Source organism: Gemmatimonadota bacterium (genome assembly GCA_039715185.1).
GTDB lineage: Bacteria > Gemmatimonadota > Gemmatimonadetes > Longimicrobiales > RSA9 > DATHRK01.
Genome location: JBDLIA010000059.1, coordinates 1 through 19577, shown reverse-complemented (window position 1 = coordinate 19577; position 19577 = coordinate 1). Strand labels below are relative to the sequence as shown.

Genomic DNA, 19577 nt, shown 5'->3' with positions numbered 1-19577 from the left:
GCGCGTGGCCTTCACCGTTTCAGAGCTGGGCCGGCTGCTCCCCTCCGACACCTCCCTGGAGTTCAGCGCCGAGTTCTCGTCGGTCGTGGCGTACGGAGAGTGCGAGATCGTCGACGAGCGAGCGGAGGCGACGTGGGCCCTGGAGGCGATGCTGGTAAAGTACGCTCCGCACCTGCGCATGGGCGACGACTACCGCGCCCCCGTCCCGGAGGAACTCGAGCGTACCACGGTGCTGCGGATTCGCGTGGACAGATGGGCCGGCAAACACAAGGAGGTCGAGGCCGACTTTCCCGGCGCGTACCGTTACGAAGACGTGGTAGCGGGCTAGCGGTTACTGCCGCCCAAGGCGAGAAAGGCGGGAGGCGACACGCGGGACGCGGGCCAGGAGCAGGAGCGCTACGGCGGCAATGGCCAGGATGGGCGTGGGCTCGTCGGCGCGGACGTTCCAGTAGTAGTGAACGACCGCCAGCACGGCAACGACGTAGACCAACCGGTGCAGGCGCACCCAGTTCCTGCCCAGCCTGCGGATCCAGCCCTTCGTGGACGTCACGGCCAGGGGCACCAGCAGAAGGAACGCCAGGAAGCCGACGGTGATGAACGGCCGCTCGGCGATGTCCTCCCAGATGTAGTCCCACGCGAAAAACTGATCGAGCACGAGGTAAGTGAGGAAGTGCAGCGAGACGTACAGAAAAGCGAAGAGCCCCAGCGAGCGGCGAGCGCGAATGAGTTGGTTGAATCCGGTCAGCCGCCTGGTGGGGGTGAGCGCGAGCGTGACGAGGATGAGCACGATGGCCCAGCGCCCGAAGTGCAGGATCAGCGCTTCGATGGGGTTTGCGCCCAGCCCCGTCCCCAGCCACCGGTAGCCAAGCAGGGCAAGTGGGAGCAGCCCCAGGACCCACGCCGCGACCCGGACCGCCAGCGCGGCGCGCCGGGCGGACCGGGCGGGATCGGTCAGTACCACCTCCGCAGGTCCAGTCCGCGGTACATGGGCGCGACCTGCGAGGCGTAGCCGTTGAAGGGCAGCGTGGGCCGCTTGCGGAACTCCCCGATGCGCCGCTCGCGCGCCTGACTCCACCGGGGGTGGTCCACCTCGGGATTCACGTTGGCGTAGAAGCCGTACTCGTTGGCCGCCATCGCCGACCAGGTCGTGTAGGGCATGTCCTCCACGAACTCCATGCGGACGATGGACTTGATGCTCTTGAACCCGTATTTCCACGGCACGACGAGACGCAGCGGCGCCCCGCTCTGATTCGGCAGATCGCGCCCGTATAGTCCGGTGGCGAAGATCGTCAGCGGGTGTCGCGCCTCGTCCAGTCGCAGCCCCTCACGGTACGGCCAGTCGAGGATGCGGCCGCGCTGCCCCGGCATCTCCGTCGGCCTCACCACCGTTGTGAACGCGACGTACTTGGCGGCCGAGGTGGGCTCGGCGCGGTCGATTACCCGGCTCACCGGGAACCCGCGCCACGGAATCACCATGGACCACGCCTCGACGCAGCGGAGGCGGTAGACCCGGTCCTCCAACTCGTGGGGCCGGAGAAAGTCCTCCAGATCGTACGCACCCGGCTTGGCGCAGTGACCGGCGACCTCGATGGTCCAGGGTCGCGGCTTGAAATCCCCGGAGTTGCGATACGGGTCGCCCTTGCCCGTCCCGAATTCGTAGAAGTTGTTGTACTGGGTGACGTCCTCGAACGGCGTGAGCTCCTCCTGTCGCGGCGCGCGCGCCGGGAATCTCCCCTGTGCGCTGGCCGCTTCGGCCTCCGCCTCGGCCGCCGCCCCTACCAGCGCGGGCGCCAGGGCTCCGGCGATGCCGAGCCGGGCGGCGTCCGCCATGAAGCTTCGCCGATTCAGATAGACGTCCTCCGGAGTAATCTCGGAGGACGTAATGTCGTCGGGCTTCCGGATCAACATGGGCACCGTCGCTGACGGGGTTCGCTGAGCACTCCTGAATACGTCCATCGGCGCGCATGGGTTCCGGCCGATTTGAAACCTGCGCCGCTACGCGGTGTCTCACTCGCGTGCCACGGCCCGTTCAGCGACGTGGCAAAGCCCGCCGCCCGGAGACAGAGCCCTCATAATGCATAGAGCACTAGTCAGGATTGTAGTGGCCGCGGCGTTCCCCGCGCTTGTCGCCGCCGCGTGCGGAGACTCCGGCGTCGAGCTCCCACCCGAAGATACGGGGCTGGAGTACGGCGGCGGCAGCTTCGCCCAGCAGATCAACGTGAACGGGATCGCGCGCAGCTACCTGGTGGTGGTGCCGGCGGGCGCCACGCCGGGAGTTCCGGCGCCCATCGTGTTCGTGTACCACGGCAACCAGCAGGCCCCCGAGAACGTGCGCGCGATGAGCGAGTTGGACGACATCGCCGGCGCCGCCGGATATCTCGTGGTCTATCCGCTCGGTTTCGACCTGCGCTGGAAGGTCCTGGACGAGCTCGACCCCCAGAATCTGAGCGATATCGACTTCACCCTGGCAATGCTCGACCGCGTCGCGAGCGACATCGACATCGACCGGAACCGCGTCTACGCCACCGGTTTCTCGAACGGCGGCCAATTCGTGCACCGCCTCGGGTGTGAGTTGCCCGAGACGCTCGCGGCGATCGCTCCGGTCGGTTCGACGTTCACGATCGCCGTGCGGGATCGCTGCCAGCAAACCGATCCCATCCCGGTGGTGATCTTCCTGGGCGACCAGGACGACCAGTTCCCCTGGGCGGGTTCCACTGTGGGGAACGACGGCACGGTGAGCGCAGAGGACAATCTGGACTACTGGGTAGACGCCAACGGCTGTGGCATCGTGCGCGACCGCACGGGCCTGCCGGACGTCGACACGGGCGACGGCACGACGGTCTCGGTGTACTCCCATTCCGGCTGCAGCGAAGGCGCGGACGTGCGCATGTTTCGCGTTCGAGAAGGGGGGCATACCTGGCCGGGCTCCCCGTTCGGAGGCAACGCGACCGCCGGTCTGCAGACCAACGACATCTCCGCCACCCAGGAGATGATCGACTTCTTCGACGCGCATACCCTACGCTAGAAACGTCGCTCCCGACGGCCCCGTTCGTCCTTGGCGCCGAACGGACCGAACATTACCTTGCCGGCCGACGCGCAAGGATTGCTTCGTGCATCACTCAGGGATAGAGGGCACGGGCTTCAAGTCACTCGGCGAGGGGGAGCGCGTGGAGCTCGACATCGTAGAGGGAGAAAAAGGCCCGTCCGCGCAGAACGTCGCGCGCCTGGGCTGAGACCGAGCCGCATGTACGCTGACTGGGGCCGTGCCGGTTTGTTCCGGCGCGGCCCTTTCCGCGTCCGGGAGGGTGGGCGATGAAGCGCCTGGCGCTGCCGCTCGGCCTCGGAGCCGCGGCCATCACGTGGATCCTCCCGGCGCCGGCCGGCATGCCCCCCGCGGCATGGACCTGCGCCGGCGTGGCCGTCTTGATGGCAGTCTGGTGGGTCACCGAGGCGGTCCCTCTGCCGGCCACCGCGCTGGTGCCTCTGGTCGCCTTCCCCTGGCTCGGCCTCGCGTCGATGAGAGACGCCGCGGCGCCCTTCGCCAACCCGGTCATATTCCTGTTTCTGGGCGGTTTCATCATCGCCGCGGCGCTGGCCCGATGCGGTCTGCATCGCAGGATCGCGCTGGCCATCGTCGCGGCCTCGGGCACCGGACCCAAACGCCTCGTCGCGGGCTTCATGATCGCGACGGCGTTTCTGAGCATGTGGGTCTCGAACACCGCCACGGTGCTCATGATGGTGCCTATCGCCGGGTCCGTTCTGGCGCTCTCGCCTCAGGCCGGTGAGGCGGACGAAACCGACGGCGAAGCGTCCGATGCGCTCGCCGTGGCGCTCCTGCTCGGCGTGGCCTACGCGGCCAACATCGGGGGCATGGGCACGCTGATCGGCACGCCCCCCAACGCGCTGCTCGCGGGCTTCATGGACGAGGCGTACGGCGTGCGCGTCGGCTTCGTCGAGTGGATGATGATCGGGGTCCCGTTGTTGGTGGTCGCGCTGCCGATCACCTGGCTCGTGCTCACGCGGGACGTGGGCTCCGCCTCGGCTCCTTCGGTACACGCGATCGCGCATGCGCGCGCCCCGCTGGGGCCGCCGACACGGGCGGAGCGGTTCGTGGGAGCGATTACCGCGGCCACCGCGCTCGCCTGGATCACGCGGCCGGTCCTCGCGCGCTGGATCCCCGGCCTCAGCGACGCCGGCATCGCCGTGGCCGGGGCGTTGACGCTGTTCGTCGTGGCGGGCTGGAGCCGCCGGCCGGACTCCTGGCTCGATTGGGACGACGTGGAGGCCCTGCCCTGGGGGGTGCTGATCCTGTTCGGCGGCGGGCTGTCGCTGTCGGCGGTGATTCAATCCAGCGGCCTGGCGGACTGGATCGGCGGCACCTTCGCGGGCACGAGCGCTTGGCCGTTGGTAGCCGTCGTCGCCGCGGTCACGACGGTGATCATCTTCCTCACCGAGTTGACCAGCAACACGGCCACGGCAGCGGCGTTCCTTCCGGTCGCGGCGGCCGTGGCCGTGGGCATGGGTGCCGACCCCATCCTGCTCGCAGCGGCCGTGGCCCTGGCCGCCAGCGGCGCCTTCATGATGCCGGTGGCGACGCCCCCCAACGCGATCGTCTACGGAACGGGCCGGGTCCCCATCGGCCGGATGATTCGCGCGGGCATCCTGCTGAACCTGTTGTTCATCGTCCTCGTCACCGCGACGGTCCGCCTCCTGGGACCGTTCCTGGCTTGACGCCCGGCGAGGGCGGAGTCGAGATAGAAGCCGTCTGCCTCTACTCCAGCGCGGCCACCGTGAGCGACTCCACGTGCAGGTCCAGCCGGTGGTTCACACGCAAGCCCACGATGCCATCGGTACGCAGGTAGTCGGGCCGCTCGATCCGCTGCACCTCCTGGCCGTTCACGTAGAACGCCAACTCGCTGGCGCCGACCTCGACGGCAAGGGTGTTCGCGACGGATCCCTCGGCCGAGCCGTGCACGATCGCTTCGTTCTCGGTCCAGGGGACGATGGTGTGGGTTTCGGCCCCCGCGCGGTGCTTGACCAGGTACCGGCCGTCCTGGCGGATCAGGAAGTACAGATAGTCCTGATCGTCCTCCGTCAGATTCGACCCCCCCATGAAGACGCCGAAAGCCTCGGCGCGCCGGGACGGTCTCGTGAGATGGATCTTGGACTCCACGCGATACGCGCCGGAAGCGTGATGGGCGTCGGACCACATGATGGCGGCCGGCCCGGTGGTCACGTGCCAGCCGGGCTCCATGAGGCGCAACGACACGTCGGCGGCCTGCTCGCCCGGCTTGTCCAGGCGCAGTGACCAACCCGGCGGAAGCTCTACGGCCTCCTCGCTTTGGGCCTGATCGTCGTCATCGTCCTGGTCGTCCTGTGCTGATACCGGGACCGCGATGAGAAGCGCCAGGATGATCGGCAGGCTGGCGGGAACTCGCATGGGCAACTCCATCAACTGCGGGTCGCTACAGGTCTCCGAGGGAAGGATCGCTCAACGACGCGGCGCACGCCAGACCACCGGCGCTCGGCGCAGGATCAGCGCGACGCCGCCGCGGCGGCCTCCGGTTCGGCCAGCAGGCGACGTACCGCGCGCTCCAGCGCGACCTCCGGGAAATAGCCGAACACGCGATGGCGGATGCGACCCTCGCGGTCCAGCAGCAGGCTCGTGGGCAGGCCCCGGAGGCCGCCAGCCGCGCGCACGGACTCCGCGGTGGCGAGCGCCACGGGATAGGTTACGCCGCGCGCCCGCGCGTAGTCCGCCATGGCCTGCCGAGTCGCGTCCCGCGACAGGCCGACGATGAGGAATCCGCGCGCGCCGTGGCGCTCGTAGACGTCCTGAAAGCCGGGCATCTCGACCCGGCACGGCCCGCACCAGGACGCCCAGTAGTTGACCAGAACCACGCGGCCGCGCAGGTCGGAGATGCGGATGGCGTCGCCGTCGGCGGTGACTACGCTGAAATCGGCCAGGACCTCTCCGTCGCCGGCCTCCAATCCGGTGGCCGCGGCGATCTGGGGCCAGAAGCGGACGAGCGCGAAGGCCAACACGCCGACCCACAGCCCGTTCTCGATCCACCAGCCCAGGCCCCGTTTGCGTCCACTCTCGCTCATGCTCGCACAACCCCGCAGCGGCTCGCTTTGATCCCGCGTCTTGTGGCGCGGGCCGTCCGGGCCTAGCGTTTTCGCAGGTCGACACGCCACGCGCCCGCGCTGTTCGAGCTCACCTACGCATGGGAGTCCCGCGCCGATGATCAGATGGAATGGACGCATCCTGGCCGCATCCGCATCCACCTTGCTGGTGCTCACTACGTCCTGCACTCCGGGAGACGACGCCGACACGGCCGCGAGCGACGGCGAATCCGTCGAGTCGCCCCGGGCAGCCGCGGACGCGGCCGAGCCGCAAGACGCCGACGGGTTTCTGGACCCCAACACCGCGACGCTCGAGGCGCTCGCCGCCGCGGGCCTCGGCGAAGTCGCGGCCGCGGCCCTGGTCGAAGCGCGACCGCACGAGGGCATGGCCACCCTCGACGCGCTTCTCGCCGAGCATCTGGACGGCGCAGCGCGCGAGGACCTCTACGAGCGGCTCTGGATCCCCATCGACTTGAACTCGGCGAGCCGCGACGAGATCCTGCTGATCCCCGGCGTCGGCGAGCGCATGGCCAATGAGTTCGATGAGTATCGACCCTATCGGGCCATCGAGGAGTTCAGGCGCGAGATGGGCAAGTACGTCGACGAAGAGGAGGTCGCGCGCCTGGAGCGCTACGTGAGCCTGAGGTAGCGACGGTGTCGGCCGAGCCACGGGCGGCCCGCTCGCGAGCGCTGATCGGCCTCTTCCTGTTCGGAAGCACAGGTACGCTGGCGGAGCTCCTCCTCATGGAGCACCTCGATTCTGTCACCCAGTGGCTGCCGATCGCGGTCCTCGGCGCGGGCGTGCTCGCCGCCGCGTTCCTGCTGGCTGACCGCTCACTCGCGCGGCGCACCTGGGCGCCACTCATGGCGGTCTTCATCGCCACCGGGCTGGTGGGCATCGGGCTCCACCTGTACGGCAACCGGGCGTTCGAGCTCGAAGTCGATCCGGCCTCGAGAGGCATGCAGCTGTTGCGGGAGACGCTCATGGGCGCGACCCCGGCCATCGCCCCCGGGGGCCTGGCGTTCCTGGGACTCCTGGGTCTCCTCGCGGTCCGGCCGGGGTCCTCATCGCGAAGCGGGACGCCGTGAACGCCGGACGCGCCAGGGCGATCACCGGCGTCATCCTGGCCACCCTCACGCCGGCGACCGCCTTCGGGCAAGACGTGCGCGGATCGGTGACGTCGCAGGCCGAGGGGAAGCCCGTCCCGGGAGCGTTCGTGTCGCTCCTGGATGCGCGCGGCGAGCCGGTCGCGAGCTTCCTGACAGACGCCGAGGGGACCTTCCGCCTGCGCGCGCGCTCGGCCGGCGAGTATGCGCTGCGCGTGCGCATGATCGGCTTCAGTACCTTCACGGCCCCGTCCTTCCAGCTGGCCGCGGGCGAAGCGCGCGTCGTGCCGCTCACCCTCTCGACGGAGCCCATTTCGCTCGCAGGGATCACGGTAAGCGGGGAACGCGTGTGCAGATTCGACGCCGCGGAGGCCGCGGGCGCCGCGGCGCTTTGGGACGAAGCGGCCAAGGCGTTGGAGGTGCTGTCGTGGACGGACGCGGCGGATGTGCTCTCTTTTCGCATCGAGCTGACCCGCCGGGTGACCGAGCGCGGCACGGGCCGGTTCATCCAGCAGGACACCGACACGGTAGAGTCGGTCGGGGCCAGGCCGTTCGCGGTGGGCGACGCCGAGACCCTCTTCGAGCTCGGCTTCGTACTCCCCGGGGCGGATGGAGGGGCCGTGTACTATGGTCCCGACGCGGAAATGCTCCTGTCGGAGCGCTTCCTGGAGACGCACTGCTTCCGCACGAAGCGAAAGGACGATGAGATCGGCCTCGAGTTCGAGCCGAAGCCGGACCGCGGAGTCACCGACCTGAAAGGCGTACTCTGGCTGGACCAGCGCACCGCCAGGCTCCTGAGGGTGGAGTTTTCGTTCGCTGGAGGGCGCGCGGTCACGACGGGCGCCGGCGGCGACGTCGAGTTTCGCCGCCTGGCGGATGGCCGCTGGATCATCCAGCGGTGGCGATTGCGAGCCCCGATCGTGAGCGGCGACCCCTTCTCGGGTCGCGGATCCAGGCTCCTCGGCCACGAGGAGGCCGTAGGCGAGGTGGTGGAGGTGAGCGCGGCGACTACCCGTCTGCGGCGACCGCGCTGAGCCGCGACACCGCCTCCTCGAGCTGGGCGTCGGACAGGTAAGGCGCGGGCCCGAGGCGCAGAATATCGCCGCGGGCGTCCGTCCAGACGCCGCGCCGCCTCAACGCGCGCGACAGCCGATCGGCGTCCCCTATGCGCACCGCCAGAAAGCCCGCCAGCTCTCCCATTTCGGGCGATTCGGGCTCGCGCGGCAGCGACACGAGCCCGGCCAGCGACCCCGACCCGCACAGCCGCGCGAGCAACCCGACCTGGTGCCGGCTCACTTCCCGCAGGAACGCCGGGGTCAGATCCAGCGCCTCGAAGAAATCGAACACCGACGCCGCCCTGTAGTGCGCGGTCGGATCGAAGGTGGCGCCTCCCCAGCGGCCCGGCCCGGGCGCGTAAGGTATCTCGCCGGGCACCTTGGTACCGGCGCGCGCATCGAATTCGGCGAACCAGCCGGTGAAGGCCGGACGGAGGCTGAGTCCGGGAGGCGTCCTCAGAAACGCGTTTCCCTCGCCCAGTTGGCAGTACTTGTAGCCTCCACCCGTGACGAACGCGCGCTCCAGTCCCGCGGCAACGAGGTCGAACGGGACGATGTTGAGGTGATGGTAGGCGTCCACGAGGCAAGCGGCGCCGCGGGCCGCACACGCCTCCGCGACGGCGCGCAGATGAGGCACTATCTCAGCGCTCGCGAACAGGACCGAAGACACCATGGTGCAGGCGGTACGATCGTCCACCTCGGCGGCAACCCGCTCGGCCAGCGTGCCGACCGGACTCGACGCCACCTTCACCACCTCCAGGCCCTCCTCGGCCAGCCGGTCCAGTTGGCGTCGGATGCTGTGGAACTCGCCGTCCGTCGTGACGACTCGCGGGCGCGCCCTCAGGTCCAGCGCCGACAGAAGGCGGACGACCAGCTCGTGGGTGCTCGCCGCGAGCGCGATGTCGCCGTCCGGGTCGCCTAGCAGCCGCCGGTAACCCGCGCGCACGCGGTCGGCAACGCCGGCCACCAGATCCCACTTGTCGTCCACGTGCTCGGCGGCGTCCAGCCAGGCGCGCCGCTGCCCCTCGAACGCCACGTCCGGCCACGCCTGGTGCGAGTGCCCCGTGAGCAGGAGGCGCCGCGCCACGCGGAAGCGGCTGTAGTGCGGCGCCAGCGCGTTGGGAGACGCGAACAGCTCGGCCGGCGTCAACGGCGCCGACCCGCCAGCAGCGCCGCGCGCCACGACCTCGCTCACAGGCGCGCCCGAATCGCCCACAGATCGGGGAAGGCGGACCGGAACAGGGTCTTCCTGAGATACTCGGCGCCGCTCGAGCCGCCGGTCCCGGCCTTCGTCCCGATGGTCCGCTCGACCATCTTCACGTGCCGGTAGCGCCACTCCTGGATGCCTTCGTCGAGGTCTACCAGGCGCTCGCAGAGTTCGGCGTTCCTGGGGTCGGTCCGGTACAGCTCGACGAGCACCTCCTGGAGTTCCGGCGATTCCTCGATGGGGCCGGTCACGTCCCGATCGAGCTGCCCTGAAGGCACCGGGTACTCCTCGTTCGCCAGGTAGCTCAGGAAGGCGTCCCAGAGCGTGGGTGCAGCCCAGCGCTCCTCCAGCGCGGCGCGGCCGGCTCCCTCCGGCAGCCGTTCGATCGCGTCCCTGCTCTTCTGCCCCAACTCGAACTCCAGCTCGCGGAACTGGTGCGACTGAAAGCCGCTGCCGCTCTCCAGCCGCTCGCGAAAGGTCAGAAACTCGAGCGGCGTCATCGTCTCCAGGATGTCCAACTGCGCCACCAGCACCTTCAGGATCGTCAGCGCGCGCTTCAGCGTGTGCTGCGTCCTGGGCAGATCGCCTGATCTCAGCAGCCTCTTCACGTAGTCCAGCTCGTGCAGGACCTGCTTGAACCACAGCTCGTAGACCTGGTGGATGACGATGAACAGCATCTCGTCGTGTTCGGGCCCCTCCGAGCGCGGGTTCTGGAGCGCCAACAGCTCCGGAATCTTCAAGTAGTTGCTGTAGTTGACGGCCTCTCGAGCGGTCACGCGTCGGCCTCCCCCAGGTGCGCGCGCAGATCATCCGTCCACGCCCGCATGGTCGCGTCGTGGCCCATGATGAAGCGCGATACGAAACGAAAGATGGGGTTGTACACCGAGCCTTCCTCGGTCAGGACCAGGCGGGTCCCGGCGCCGTCAGGACTCAGCTCGTAGGTCCAGGTGCCGCCGAAGGGGAGATCGTCGTCCAGGATGCGCACCACCCAGCGGCGTCCAGGATCGCTTTCTTCCACGCCCATACTCATCCCGCCCCGCCCGGTAAACTCCCGCCATGCCCGGCGGCCGTCGCGATCCTGCAGCAGCGCCACCGAGTCGATGCCGCGCCGCCACGCGGGGTATTCCTCCACGCGTTCCATGGCGGCCCACACTTCGGGCGGCGCCGTCGCGTAGGTCACTTCGACGCTCGCCGCGTGGTCCCGGGGCAGGAAAAGACCCACCACGATGATGAGCGCGACGAGCGCGGCGATCACCATCAGGCCCCGAACCAGAAACTTCATTCTGACGCTCCTCCCCGTGTCGCCGTGAGCAACCGTGTGACCCGCCTGGAGCGCTACTCGGCCTCATCCCGAAAGCCCAGGCGGGGCGTGTAGCGCTGCACCGACTTGTAGGGGTCGGGCCACTCCAGGTCCCACCCGAGCGTGTACGCGGCGTGGCGCGTCCAGTATGGATCGTAGAGATGCGCCCGCGCGAGCATGCACAGGTCCGCGCGGCCCGCGGCGAGGATCGTGTTCACGTCCATGAAGGACGAGATGTTGCCGACCGCCATCGTGTGGATGCCCACCTCGTGGCGGATGCGGTCGCTGAAGGGCGTCTGGAACAGCCGCCCGTATTCGGGCTCCTGATCGGGTACCGTCTGGCCCGCGGACACGTCCACGATGTCGCAGTCGTGGTCCTTCAACAGGCGCGCCACCTCCACCGCGTCCTCGGGATTCATGCCCCTCGGCTTCCAGTCGACGGCGCTGATGCGCACCGACATGGGCTTGTGGGGGGGCCACACGGCGCGCACGGCGTCGAATACTTCGAGCGGGAAGCGCATGCGGTTCTCCAGCGAGCCGCCGAACTCATCGACGCGCTCGTTGGTGAGCGGCGAGATGAACGCGGCCAGCAGGTAGCCGTGCGCCATGTGCACTTCGAGCAGGTCGAAGCCGGCCGCGTGCGCGCGTTCGGTCGCGGCGACGTAGTCGGCCACGGCCTCGTCCATGTCCGCGCGGGTCATTTCCTGGGGCACCTGGTTGCGCGGAGTGTACGGAATGGGGGACGCCGAGATGAGCGGCCAGGCGCCGCCCTCCAGGGGCGCCTCCTCGCCTCCGTCCCACAGCGCCTGGGTGGCTCCCTTGCGGCCGGCGTGTCCGAGCTGTATGCCGATCCTGGCGCCGCTGTTCTCGTGCACGAACCGCACTATCCTGCGCCACGCGTGGGCGTGTTCGTCCCGGTACAGGCCGGCGCACCAGGGGGAGATCCGGGCGTCCGCGCTGACGTCGGTCATCTCCGCCATGACCAGCCCCGCGCCGCCCACCGCCCTACTCCCTATGTGCTGGAGGTGCCAGTCGCCCACGGTGCCGTCGTCCGCCAGGTACTGGCACATGGGCGACACCACCACGCGGTTCTCGAGCACCATGTCGCGCAACCGGAAGGGCGTGAACAGGGGTGGCGGGACGGCGCCGGGCGGCTCGCCATCCCGGGAAGGGCCGGCCCCGCTCCTCACCTGTTCCCTCGTCCGATCCGCGTACCACCGATCGACGTCCTCCAGGAACGCCGGATCGCGCAGGCGCAGGTCCTCGTGCGTGATGCGCAGCGACCTGGTCAGCAGGGTGAACGCGAACTGCGGCGGCTCGAGCTCCATGTAGCGCTCGGTGTCCTCGAACCACTGCAGGCTCGCCTGCGCCGCGCGCTGCAGGCTCTCCACCTGCGGCCTGCGCTCCTCCTCGTAGGCGGCCAACGAGCTGCCCACGCCCTCCTCGCCATCCCCGGCATGGGTCGCCAGGGCATTGGCGAGCGAGATCGCGTCCAGCATGGCCATGCGCGTACCCGATCCAACCGAGAAGTGCGCGGTGTGCGCCGCGTCGCCGATCAGCACTACGCTCCCGACCGACCATGGCTTGGTGCGAATGGTCGGGAATTGACGCCAGAGCGAGCGGTTGCGGATGAGCTCGTGGCCGTCGAGCTCGGCGGCGAAGAGGCGCTCCAGGAACTCCGCCGTCTCCTCCTCCGACGCTTCCTCCAACCCGGCTGCGCGCCACGTATCGTCGCGCGCTTCGGCGATGAAGGTGGACCGGCCCGGCCCATACTGGTAGGCGTGCACGCGCCACAGTCCGTGCTCGTCCGCGCGGAAATAGAACGTGAACGCCGGAAACGGTTTGGCGGTCCCGAGCCACACGAAGCGGTTCGGGCGGACGTCCACCTCGGCGCCGAAGTCCAGCCCTGAGGACTCTCGTACCCAGCTGTTGACGCCGTCCGCCCCGACGATCAGATCGGCGTCTCCGAACTCGGCCAGGTCCCTCACCTCGTGCTCGAAGGCGAGCGGAATCCCCAACTCCTCGGCGCGCCGCTGCAGCACCAGCAGAAGCGTCTGCCGGGACATGCCACTGAACCCGTGCCCCGTCGAGCGCAGCACCTGCCCGCGGTAGTGGATGTCGATGTCGTCCCAGCGCACGAAGTGGTCGGTCACCAGCCGGTAGGTGTCGGCGTCCGCGGTCTCCACCTCGGCGATGGTGGCGTCGCTGAACACGACGCCGAACCCGAAGGTGTCATCCGGCCGGTTGCGCTCGAAGACGCGTATGTCGTGGCTCGGATCGGCCTGCTTGAGGAGGATGGCCAGGTAGAGCCCGGCGGGGCCGCCTCCGACGATGACGACCTTCATGGAGCCCGCGACTGGAGCAGCGCGTCGGCCACGATCATGCGCTGGATCTCGGTCGTCCCCTCGTAGATCCGCAGCGCGCGCACCGACCGATAGAGGCGCTCCACCGGGTGCTCCGCCAGCACCCCGGGGCCGCCGACGATCTGGACCGCCTCGTCGATGATCCGCTGCGCGGCCTCGGTCGCGAACGCCTTCGCCTTGGCCGCCGTGACCGTGACCCGATCCGCGCCCTCATCGGCCGTCCACGCCGCGCGATAGACCAGCAGCCGCGCGGCGTCGAGCTCGATGGCCATGCGGCCGAGCTTTTCCTTGACGATCTGGAACTCCGCGAGCGGCCTGCCGAACTGGCGCCGGGTGCGCGCGTGGCTCAGGGCCTCCTCCAGCGCCCTTCTCGCCATGCCGCAGGCCGCGGCGCCGACCGTGGGGCGCAGCCGGTCCAGGGTGGCGAGCCCGAGCATGAAGCCGCGATTCGCCTCCCCCACCAGCGCGTCGGCGGGGACCCGGCAGCCGCGCAGCGCGATCCGGCCGAGCGGGTGCGGGGCGGACATGATCTGCGCGCCTTCGAACGAGAGTCCGTCGGTGTCGGCGGGGACGAGGAAGCAACTGATGCCCCGGCTGCGGGCGTCCGGGTCGGTCGACGCGAAGACCGCGTAGAGGTCGGCGATGCCCGCGTTGGATATGAGGTGCTTGGCGCCGTCCAGGACCCAGGCGTCACCCTCGCGAATCGCGCGCGTGGTCATGGAAGCCACGTCCGAACCCGCCTCGGGCTCGGTCATGGCGAACGCCGCCAGCGCGCGACCGCTCAGCACGGGGTCGGCCCAGCGCTCTCTCTGCGCCTCGGTACCCGCGCGCAGGATGGGGGTCAGGCCGAGCGCCTGCAGCGCCCACACCGCGTCCGCCAGGGGCGAGGCGAACGCGATCGCCTCGCGCGCGAGGCACGCCGCGCGCAGGTCGCCGTCCCCGATGGGCGCGAACAGCCCGGCCGAGCCCATGACCTCCGCCAGCGCGCGCGCCTCGACGCGCCCGGCGCCGTCGTCCTCGGGCTCGGCGCGGGGGGCGAGGGACTCATCCGCGAAGGCCGAGGCGCGCGCCGCGAACTCCAGGTGGGCCGGCTCGAGGAACGCGCGCACGCCGTCGGCGTCGATCATGCCCGGAAGCTCGGCGGGCGCCTCTCGCGGAAGGCTTCGTACGCCTCGCGGAAGTCGGGGTGCAGCATGAGCGCCGCCTGGATCTGCGCCTCGGCCTCGAGCGCGGCGTCCAGGTCCATGCTCGCCTCCCGGTTGAGCGCGTCCTTGGTGATCTCGAGCGCCATGGCGGGGCCGGCCGCGAGGGCCGCCGCCATTTCGCGCGCCGCGGAGAGCGCCTCCCCGTCCGGCACTACGCGGTTGTAGAGCCCGATCCTGTGCGCCTCGCGCGCGTCTATGAACTCGCCCGTCATCAGCAGCTCGCTCGCCTTGGCCAGGCCCACGATGCGGGGCAGCATCCACGCCGCGCCCATGTCCGCCCCGGACAGGCCGACGCGCGTGAACAGGTAGGCGATCTTGGCCGACTCGGCGGCCACCCTCAGGTCGCACGCCGTCGCGATGACGGCCCCCGCGCCCGCCACCGTGCCGTTGAGCGCTCCGATCACCGGGCGACGGCAGCGGCGGATGGCGCGCACCAGGTCGCACGTCATGCGGGTGAACTCCAGCAACCCCTGGATGTCCCGCTCGAACAGCGCGCCGATGATGTCCTCCACGTCGCCGCCCGAGCAGAAGGCCCGCCCCGAGCCGGTGATCACGACGGCGCGCACGCCCGCCTCCGAGTCCAGCGCGTAGAAGGCGTCGCGCAGCTCGTCGTAGACCTCGAAGGTCAAGGCGTTGAGCCGGTCGGGTCTGTCCAGGGTGATGGTCGCGACGGCCCGCTCGGCGTCGTGCTCGTAGCGAAAAGACTTCGGCGCGATCACGAAATCACCGCGGTCGCTTCCAGCTCCACGATCGCCCCCTGGTCCACCAGGCGCGTCACCTCCACCAACGCCATCGCCGGATAGTGCGACCCCATGCGCTCCCTCCAGATTCGGCCCAGTTCACGTCGGCTCGCGAGGTACGCCGCCATGTCGGTCACGTACACCGTCAGGCGCCCCACGCTATGGGGCCCACCGCCAGCCTCCGCGACCACCGCCAGCACCCGGTCCAGCGCCACCGCGAATTGCTCGGCGAAACCGCCGTCGATCACCGCGCCGTCGGGTCCCATGGCGGGCTGGCCCGCCACGAACAGGAAGCGCCCGCCCTCGCGCGCGAGCATCCCGTGGCTGAAGCCGGCCGGCCGGCCCAACTCCTCGGGGTCGATCGGCAGGAACGCGCTCACCGGCGCAGCTCCCCGCCGTCCACGACGAGCGCCTCGCCGTTGATCCCGCGGGCTCCCTCCGAGCACAGGAAGGTCACCGCGTGGGCGACCTCCTCGGCCGAGATCAGGCGCCCCTGAGGAGAGTGCTCCAAGATGGCGGCGCGGGCCTCGTCCTCGGTGCGGCCCGTCTTCTCCACTATGCGCCGGATCGAGGAGCGCGTCATGTCCGTGTCCACGTAACCGGGGCACACGGCGTTCACGGTGACGCCCCGCCCCGCTACCTCCGCGGCGACCGCGCGCACGAACCCCACCGCGGCGTGCTTGGCCGCGGCGTAAGCGGCGATGTAGGGTCCGCCCGTAAGCCCCGCGACCGAGGCCACCGTGACTACCCGCCCGCGGCCGCGCTCCACCATGGCCGGCAGGAACACCCGCGTGCATAGGAACGGCCCGGTCGCGTTCACCGCCAGCGCGTCGTGCCACTGCTCCAGCGTCAGCCTGTGCAGCGGCTGCGCGAACGACGCGCCCGCGTTGTTGACCAGGATGTCGACCTCGCCCAGGCGCTCGACGGCCGCTTCCGCAAGCCGGCCCACGGCCGCCTCGTCGGTCACGTCACAGGCGACGGCGTGCGCGTCTCCGCCTCTGGCTCGGAGCGCGGCCGCGGTCTCCTCGAGTTCGGCCTCGGAGCGCGCAGCCACTACCACCGCCGCGCCCGCCGCCGACAGCGCCTCGGCCACCGCCCGGCCGATGCCCCGGCCGCCGCCGGTGACCACGGCGCCTCGTCCCTCCAGGCCGTTCACGCCAGGGCCTCGCGCACGGATTCCGCCAGCATCTCCCCCAGGATCTGGATCGTGCGGCGGCCCTCCTCGGCGCTGGCCTCCGCGGGCCAGCCAAAGTACGCCCGCGGCCCACCCGCCGCCTCGAAAGTCGAGTGACCGGCCGCGATCGCGTCCACGAGCGACGCCGGATTGGGCTCCAGGCGCGAGCCAATGTCCGACCGGACGAGGTCGGGACGCACGGCCATGATGATCGATGTCTCGTAGCGGCCCGCGTGGCAGGCGCCGCTCCGGAATTCTTCTGTGAGCCGTTCGGCCAGCCGCCCGCGCGTGACGTCGGCGAAGGCCACCCGGATCCGGCCCTCCTCCGCGAGCGCGCCCGCGGCCTCCCGGAGCGCGCCCACGTGCGCCGGATCGAGATGCGCGTTCGCGATGGCCAGAGCCGCCGCCCCCGCCTCCGCCAGGCTGGTCGCGACGCCCTCGAGCAGCAACCGGACCGCGCGGGCCGAAACCGATACGGTCCCCGCGAAGCCGGACGCGAACGGCGCGGCGGTGTAGGCCAGGGTCGGCAGCAAGAGCACCGCCACTTCGTCGCCCGCGAGCAGCCGCGCTCCCTCCCTGGCCATCGCCTCGGCGATGACGTTATCCGTGCCCAGCGGCAGGTGCGGGCCGTGCGCCTCGGTCGCGCCCACCGGCTGAATGGCCACGAGCGGCCCGCCGAGCGCGCGCACGTCTTCCCAGGTCATGTCGGCGAGGGTGTGGACACCCCCGATCGGCTGCGGATCCATCAAGCTCGGCCCACGGTCGGGTTCGGTACACGGCCTGGCAATGTTCCGTCCGCCGTGCGCGTGCGGCAACCCATCGTGTTGCGCTCTGTTGGATTGCTGTTTACTGTCGACAGTATGCAGATACGAATAGAGGACCGACCCAATCTCAGCGAGCCCGTGGCCAACGGGCTGCGGGACAGGATCTACGACGGCCGCTTGAAGGGCGGCGAGCGCATCAACGAGGTGCACCTCGCCAGGGATCTGGGTGTCAGCAGGACCTGCGTACGCGAGGCGCTGAGCAGGCTGGTGGCCGAAGAAGCGCTAGTCGCCGTCCCCCGTCGCGGGTGCTTCGTGCGCGAGCTGACGCGCAAGGAGTTCGATGACATCTACCCGATCAGGGCCCTTCTGGACCCCGAGGCGCTGAGACTCGCCGGAGTCCCTTCCCTCGAGAGCTTCGAACGGCTCGAGGGGCTGGAAGAACAGAAGCGCGCGGCGACGGACCCGGCGGCGCGAATCACGCTCGACGAGGCGTGGCACCTGGAGCTGCTCTCCGCGTGCGAGAACGAGGTGTTGATGTCGTTGATAGTCCACTTCATGCGCCGCTTCAGGAGGTACGGACTCGCGTTCGGGGGAGACCTGGCGGTGATGGAGACGGCGCAGGAGGAGCACGGGCAGATCCTGCGGGCCCTGCAACGAGGCGATGTGGACGAGGCGTGCCACTGGCTGCGCCGAAACCTGACGAGCCCCAAGGAGCCGATCCTGCAATGGCTGGACGAGCGCGCGCGCGATGCGCGGCAGGAAGTGGCGTGAGCCGCGCGGAGGCAGGTACGTGGGCGGTCTTGCTGGTGGCGGGCACGATCGCGACCCCCTCGGCGGCCGTCGGCCAGGACGCCGACCCACCCAGGCACCTGGTCGGCCTGTGGGCGGCCGAGCGGACCTTCGGGCCGGACGTGTCGGGGGCCGTAACGCTGCGGCGAGAGGGCGCTGACTTTTGGGCGGAAATCGGCGGGCATCATGTCGATGTGCGTTTGGAAGGTCACCAGATCCGCTTCGAGGCAGGCGGAGAGAGGGGATACTTCCGGGGCCGCCTGTCGGACGACGGTGGGTCGATCGAGGGGCACTGGGTGCAGCCCTGGAACTTCCGCAGCTTTTCCGAACTCGCCACGCCGCTGACGCTCCTCGCGCAGGAGGCTGGAGTGTGGACGGGCAACCTGACCCCGGCGCGTGACGGGCTGCGATTCTACCTGAAGATCCAGCGACAGCCGGACGGCCGACTGGGGGCGTTCATCCGCAACCCGGAGGCGAACATCGGGCGCTTTTATCCGATCCACGACATCCTGGGGCAAGATGACGCCCTGAGCTTCGTGGATTCGGAGGGGCGAACCCGGCTCCAGGGGATCTACCACGAAAGGCGCGGCCGGCTGTCCGTGTACTTCCCGCTCAACGGCGGCACGTACGACTTCACACGCGTCGACGGCGATCGCGCTTCGCCCTTTTCCGCCAGGCCCGTCGGGGCCGAGCCGTATCGATATCGCCGCCCGGTCGAGGCGGAGGGCTGGCAGAGCGCCGACCCGGCCGCGGTCGGCATGAGCGAGGGTCCGCTCCAGGAGCTCGTGCGCAGGATCGCCTCCACCCCGATCGACGCCATCGACGCCCCCTACATCCACGGCTTCCTCGTCGCGCGCAGGGGCAGGCTCGTGCTGGAGGAGTACTTCCACGGCTACTCCCGGCACGACCCTCACGCGACGCGTTCGGCCTCGAAGAGCGTGACCTCCACGCTGGTCGGCTCCTCCGAGCACGCCGGACTGCTGTCCCGCGACGCGCTCGTCTACGACGCGATGGGTGCCACGGGCGGCTCAGAGGACCGCGACCCGAGGGCCGCCCGCATGACGCTCGAGCACCTGATCACGAACACCTCGGGACTGGCGTGCGATGATTCGGACCGCGACTCGCCGGGCAACGAGGACGTCATGCAGAACCAGGAGGACGTCCCCGACTGGCATCGCTATACGCTGGACCTGCCCTTGGTCCACGACCCGGGGACGCACGCTGCCTACTGCAGCGGCGGCCTGAACCTGGCGGGCGGCGTGCTGGCGCGACTCGCGAACTCGTGGCTCCCCGAAGTGTTCAGGGAGCAGCTCGCTGAGCCGCTGGGCATTGGGGTCTATCACATGAACCTCACGCCGACCGGCGAGGGCTACGGCGGAGGCGGCTTGTTCATCAAGCCCCGCGATTTCCTCAAGCTCGGCCAACTCTACCTGAACGACGGCGTGTGGAACGGCCGCCGCCTGCTGGCACCGGGCTGGGCGGCGGAAGCGACCACGCCGCGCTCGACCATCCGCGATGAAGGCTACGGCTACGGCTGGTGGATGTTCTCCTACCCGTACGAGGGGCGCGAGGTGGGCGCGTTCTATGCCGGCGGCAACGGCGGCCAGTACGTGATAGTCGTGCCGGAGCTCGAGCTCGCCGTCGCGATCTTCGGCGCCAACTACAATCAGCGCGCCGCCGCGGCCGTATCGAAATACGAGTACGTGCGCGACTACGTGCTCGCCGCGATCGAGGACGACTGACCGCC

Annotated in this window: 21 protein-coding genes and 1 pseudogene; 9 read left to right on the top strand and 13 right to left on the bottom strand. The window is 69.9% G+C overall.

The features are described 5' to 3' along the window. Positions 1-328, top strand: a 328-nt coding sequence (locus ABFS34_11315) for a pyridoxamine 5'-phosphate oxidase family protein (protein MEN8376028.1), incomplete at its 5' end; no start/stop codon positions are given. A 3-nt stretch (positions 329-331) separates the two neighbouring features. Here ABFS34_11315 and ABFS34_11310 read toward each other — a convergent pair. Both ABFS34_11310 and msrP read right to left on the bottom strand, forming a co-directional pair. Continuing rightward, positions 332-961: a protein-methionine-sulfoxide reductase heme-binding subunit MsrQ gene (locus ABFS34_11310; protein ID MEN8376027.1), complete on the bottom strand. Its 630-nt coding sequence runs from the start codon at positions 959-961 to the stop codon at positions 332-334. Continuing rightward, complete coding sequence (msrP, locus tag ABFS34_11305) at positions 952-1908, bottom strand: protein-methionine-sulfoxide reductase catalytic subunit MsrP (GenBank protein MEN8376026.1); 957 nt, start codon at positions 1906-1908, stop codon at positions 952-954. The genes ABFS34_11310 and msrP overlap by 10 nt, the downstream gene beginning before the upstream one ends. A 166-nt stretch (positions 1909-2074) precedes the next feature. Here msrP and ABFS34_11300 point away from each other — a divergent pair, with 166 nt between their 5' ends. The 3 genes and pseudogenes from ABFS34_11300 to ABFS34_11290 all read left to right on the top strand — a co-directional run bounded on the left by ABFS34_11300 (position 2075) and on the right by ABFS34_11290 (position 4731). After that, positions 2075-3025, top strand: a complete 951-nt coding sequence (locus ABFS34_11300; protein MEN8376025.1) for a PHB depolymerase family esterase — start codon at positions 2075-2077, stop codon at positions 3023-3025. A 73-nt stretch (positions 3026-3098) separates the two neighbouring features. Continuing rightward, positions 3099-3233: pseudogene (locus ABFS34_11295) on the top strand (cold shock domain-containing protein). Positions 3234-3312: 79 nt separating this feature from the next. Beyond that, positions 3313-4731, top strand: a complete 1419-nt coding sequence (locus ABFS34_11290; protein ID MEN8376024.1) for an SLC13 family permease — start codon at positions 3313-3315, stop codon at positions 4729-4731. Positions 4732-4771: 40 nt separating this feature from the next. Here the strand turns inward: ABFS34_11290 and ABFS34_11285 are convergent, their stop codons facing one another. Together ABFS34_11285 and ABFS34_11280 are read right to left on the bottom strand one after the other, a co-directional pair. Continuing rightward, complete coding sequence (locus tag ABFS34_11285) at positions 4772-5440, bottom strand: hypothetical protein (GenBank protein MEN8376023.1); 669 nt, start codon at positions 5438-5440, stop codon at positions 4772-4774. A 95-nt stretch (positions 5441-5535) separates the two neighbouring features. Beyond that, the gene (locus ABFS34_11280) at positions 5536-6108 is read right to left on the bottom strand and encodes a TlpA disulfide reductase family protein (GenBank protein ID MEN8376022.1); all 573 of its coding nucleotides are present in this window, start codon (positions 6106-6108) and stop codon (positions 5536-5538) included. A gap of 136 nt (positions 6109-6244) precedes the next feature. Between ABFS34_11280 and ABFS34_11275 the strand changes: the two genes are divergently transcribed. Genes ABFS34_11275 through ABFS34_11265 form a run of 3 tightly spaced genes read left to right on the top strand, consistent with a single transcriptional unit; the run spans position 6245 to position 8267 of the window. Next, positions 6245-6775 carry a hypothetical protein gene (locus ABFS34_11275; GenBank protein MEN8376021.1) on the top strand — a complete coding sequence of 177 codons (531 nt, stop codon included), beginning with the start codon at positions 6245-6247 and terminating at the stop codon, positions 6773-6775. Between the two features lie 5 nt (positions 6776-6780). Then, positions 6781-7215, top strand: a complete 435-nt coding sequence (locus ABFS34_11270; GenBank protein MEN8376020.1) for a hypothetical protein — start codon at positions 6781-6783, stop codon at positions 7213-7215. Further along, the gene (locus ABFS34_11265; protein ID MEN8376019.1) at positions 7212-8267 is read left to right on the top strand and encodes a carboxypeptidase-like regulatory domain-containing protein; all 1056 of its coding nucleotides are present in this window, start codon (positions 7212-7214) and stop codon (positions 8265-8267) included. The genes ABFS34_11270 and ABFS34_11265 overlap by 4 nt, the downstream gene beginning before the upstream one ends. Here ABFS34_11265 and ABFS34_11260 read toward each other — a convergent pair. Genes ABFS34_11260 through ABFS34_11220 form a run of 9 tightly spaced genes read right to left on the bottom strand, consistent with a single transcriptional unit; the run spans position 8242 to position 17023 of the window. Next, complete coding sequence (locus tag ABFS34_11260; GenBank protein MEN8376018.1) at positions 8242-9423, bottom strand: kynureninase; 1182 nt, start codon at positions 9421-9423, stop codon at positions 8242-8244. The genes ABFS34_11265 and ABFS34_11260 overlap by 26 nt on opposite strands. A gap of 56 nt (positions 9424-9479) precedes the next feature. Further along, a complete protein-coding gene (locus ABFS34_11255) occupies positions 9480-10271 on the bottom strand; it encodes a tryptophan 2,3-dioxygenase family protein (protein MEN8376017.1) in 792 nt (263 codons plus the stop codon). Beyond that, complete coding sequence (locus ABFS34_11250) at positions 10268-10777, bottom strand: SRPBCC family protein (GenBank protein MEN8376016.1); 510 nt, start codon at positions 10775-10777, stop codon at positions 10268-10270. The genes ABFS34_11255 and ABFS34_11250 overlap by 4 nt, the downstream gene beginning before the upstream one ends. Positions 10778-10830: 53 nt before the next feature. Next, positions 10831-13140: a bifunctional salicylyl-CoA 5-hydroxylase/oxidoreductase gene (locus ABFS34_11245; GenBank protein ID MEN8376015.1), complete on the bottom strand. Its 2310-nt coding sequence runs from the start codon at positions 13138-13140 to the stop codon at positions 10831-10833. Beyond that, positions 13137-14285, bottom strand: a complete 1149-nt coding sequence (locus tag ABFS34_11240; protein MEN8376014.1) for an acyl-CoA dehydrogenase family protein — start codon at positions 14283-14285, stop codon at positions 13137-13139. The genes ABFS34_11245 and ABFS34_11240 overlap by 4 nt, the downstream gene beginning before the upstream one ends. Continuing rightward, complete coding sequence (locus tag ABFS34_11235) at positions 14282-15082, bottom strand: enoyl-CoA hydratase family protein (GenBank protein MEN8376013.1); 801 nt, start codon at positions 15080-15082, stop codon at positions 14282-14284. Before ABFS34_11235 ends, ABFS34_11240 begins: the two co-directional genes overlap by 4 nt. After that, positions 15079-15483 carry a RidA family protein gene (locus ABFS34_11230; GenBank protein ID MEN8376012.1) on the bottom strand — a complete coding sequence of 135 codons (405 nt, stop codon included), beginning with the start codon at positions 15481-15483 and terminating at the stop codon, positions 15079-15081. Before ABFS34_11230 ends, ABFS34_11235 begins: the two co-directional genes overlap by 4 nt. Then, positions 15480-16259, bottom strand: a complete 780-nt coding sequence (locus tag ABFS34_11225) for an SDR family NAD(P)-dependent oxidoreductase (GenBank protein MEN8376011.1) — start codon at positions 16257-16259, stop codon at positions 15480-15482. Before ABFS34_11225 ends, ABFS34_11230 begins: the two co-directional genes overlap by 4 nt. Next, a complete protein-coding gene (locus tag ABFS34_11220) occupies positions 16256-17023 on the bottom strand; it encodes a creatininase family protein (protein MEN8376010.1) in 768 nt (255 codons plus the stop codon). Before ABFS34_11220 ends, ABFS34_11225 begins: the two co-directional genes overlap by 4 nt. A 114-nt stretch (positions 17024-17137) precedes the next feature. Here ABFS34_11220 and ABFS34_11215 point away from each other — a divergent pair, with 114 nt between their 5' ends. After that, complete coding sequence (locus ABFS34_11215) at positions 17138-17812, top strand: GntR family transcriptional regulator (protein ID MEN8376009.1); 675 nt, start codon at positions 17138-17140, stop codon at positions 17810-17812. Then, positions 17809-19572 carry a serine hydrolase gene (locus ABFS34_11210; protein ID MEN8376008.1) on the top strand — a complete coding sequence of 588 codons (1764 nt, stop codon included), beginning with the start codon at positions 17809-17811 and terminating at the stop codon, positions 19570-19572. The genes ABFS34_11215 and ABFS34_11210 overlap by 4 nt, the downstream gene beginning before the upstream one ends. Positions 19573-19577: the final 5 nt, after the last annotated feature.

What these genes read in the sequence shown, in the direction of transcription:
- msrP (MEN8376026.1), bottom strand. Translation starts at nt 1,908, where the DNA reads ATGTTGATCCGGAAGCCCGACGACATTACGTCCTCCGAGATTACTCCG.
- ABFS34_11300 (MEN8376025.1), top strand. Translation starts at nt 2,075, where the DNA reads ATGCATAGAGCACTAGTCAGGATTGTAGTGGCCGCGGCGTTCCCCGCG.
- ABFS34_11290 (MEN8376024.1), top strand. Translation starts at nt 3,313, where the DNA reads ATGAAGCGCCTGGCGCTGCCGCTCGGCCTCGGAGCCGCGGCCATCACG.
- ABFS34_11285 (MEN8376023.1), bottom strand. Translation starts at nt 5,440, where the DNA reads ATGCGAGTTCCCGCCAGCCTGCCGATCATCCTGGCGCTTCTCATCGCG.
- ABFS34_11280 (MEN8376022.1), bottom strand. Translation starts at nt 6,108, where the DNA reads ATGAGCGAGAGTGGACGCAAACGGGGCCTGGGCTGGTGGATCGAGAAC.
- ABFS34_11275 (MEN8376021.1), top strand. Translation starts at nt 6,245, where the DNA reads ATGATCAGATGGAATGGACGCATCCTGGCCGCATCCGCATCCACCTTG.
- ABFS34_11250 (MEN8376016.1), bottom strand. Translation starts at nt 10,777, where the DNA reads ATGAAGTTTCTGGTTCGGGGCCTGATGGTGATCGCCGCGCTCGTCGCG.
- ABFS34_11245 (MEN8376015.1), bottom strand. Translation starts at nt 13,140, where the DNA reads ATGAAGGTCGTCATCGTCGGAGGCGGCCCCGCCGGGCTCTACCTGGCC.
- ABFS34_11240 (MEN8376014.1), bottom strand. Translation starts at nt 14,285, where the DNA reads ATGATCGACGCCGACGGCGTGCGCGCGTTCCTCGAGCCGGCCCACCTG.
- ABFS34_11220 (MEN8376010.1), bottom strand. Translation starts at nt 17,023, where the DNA reads ATGGATCCGCAGCCGATCGGGGGTGTCCACACCCTCGCCGACATGACC.
- ABFS34_11215 (MEN8376009.1), top strand. Translation starts at nt 17,138, where the DNA reads ATGCAGATACGAATAGAGGACCGACCCAATCTCAGCGAGCCCGTGGCC.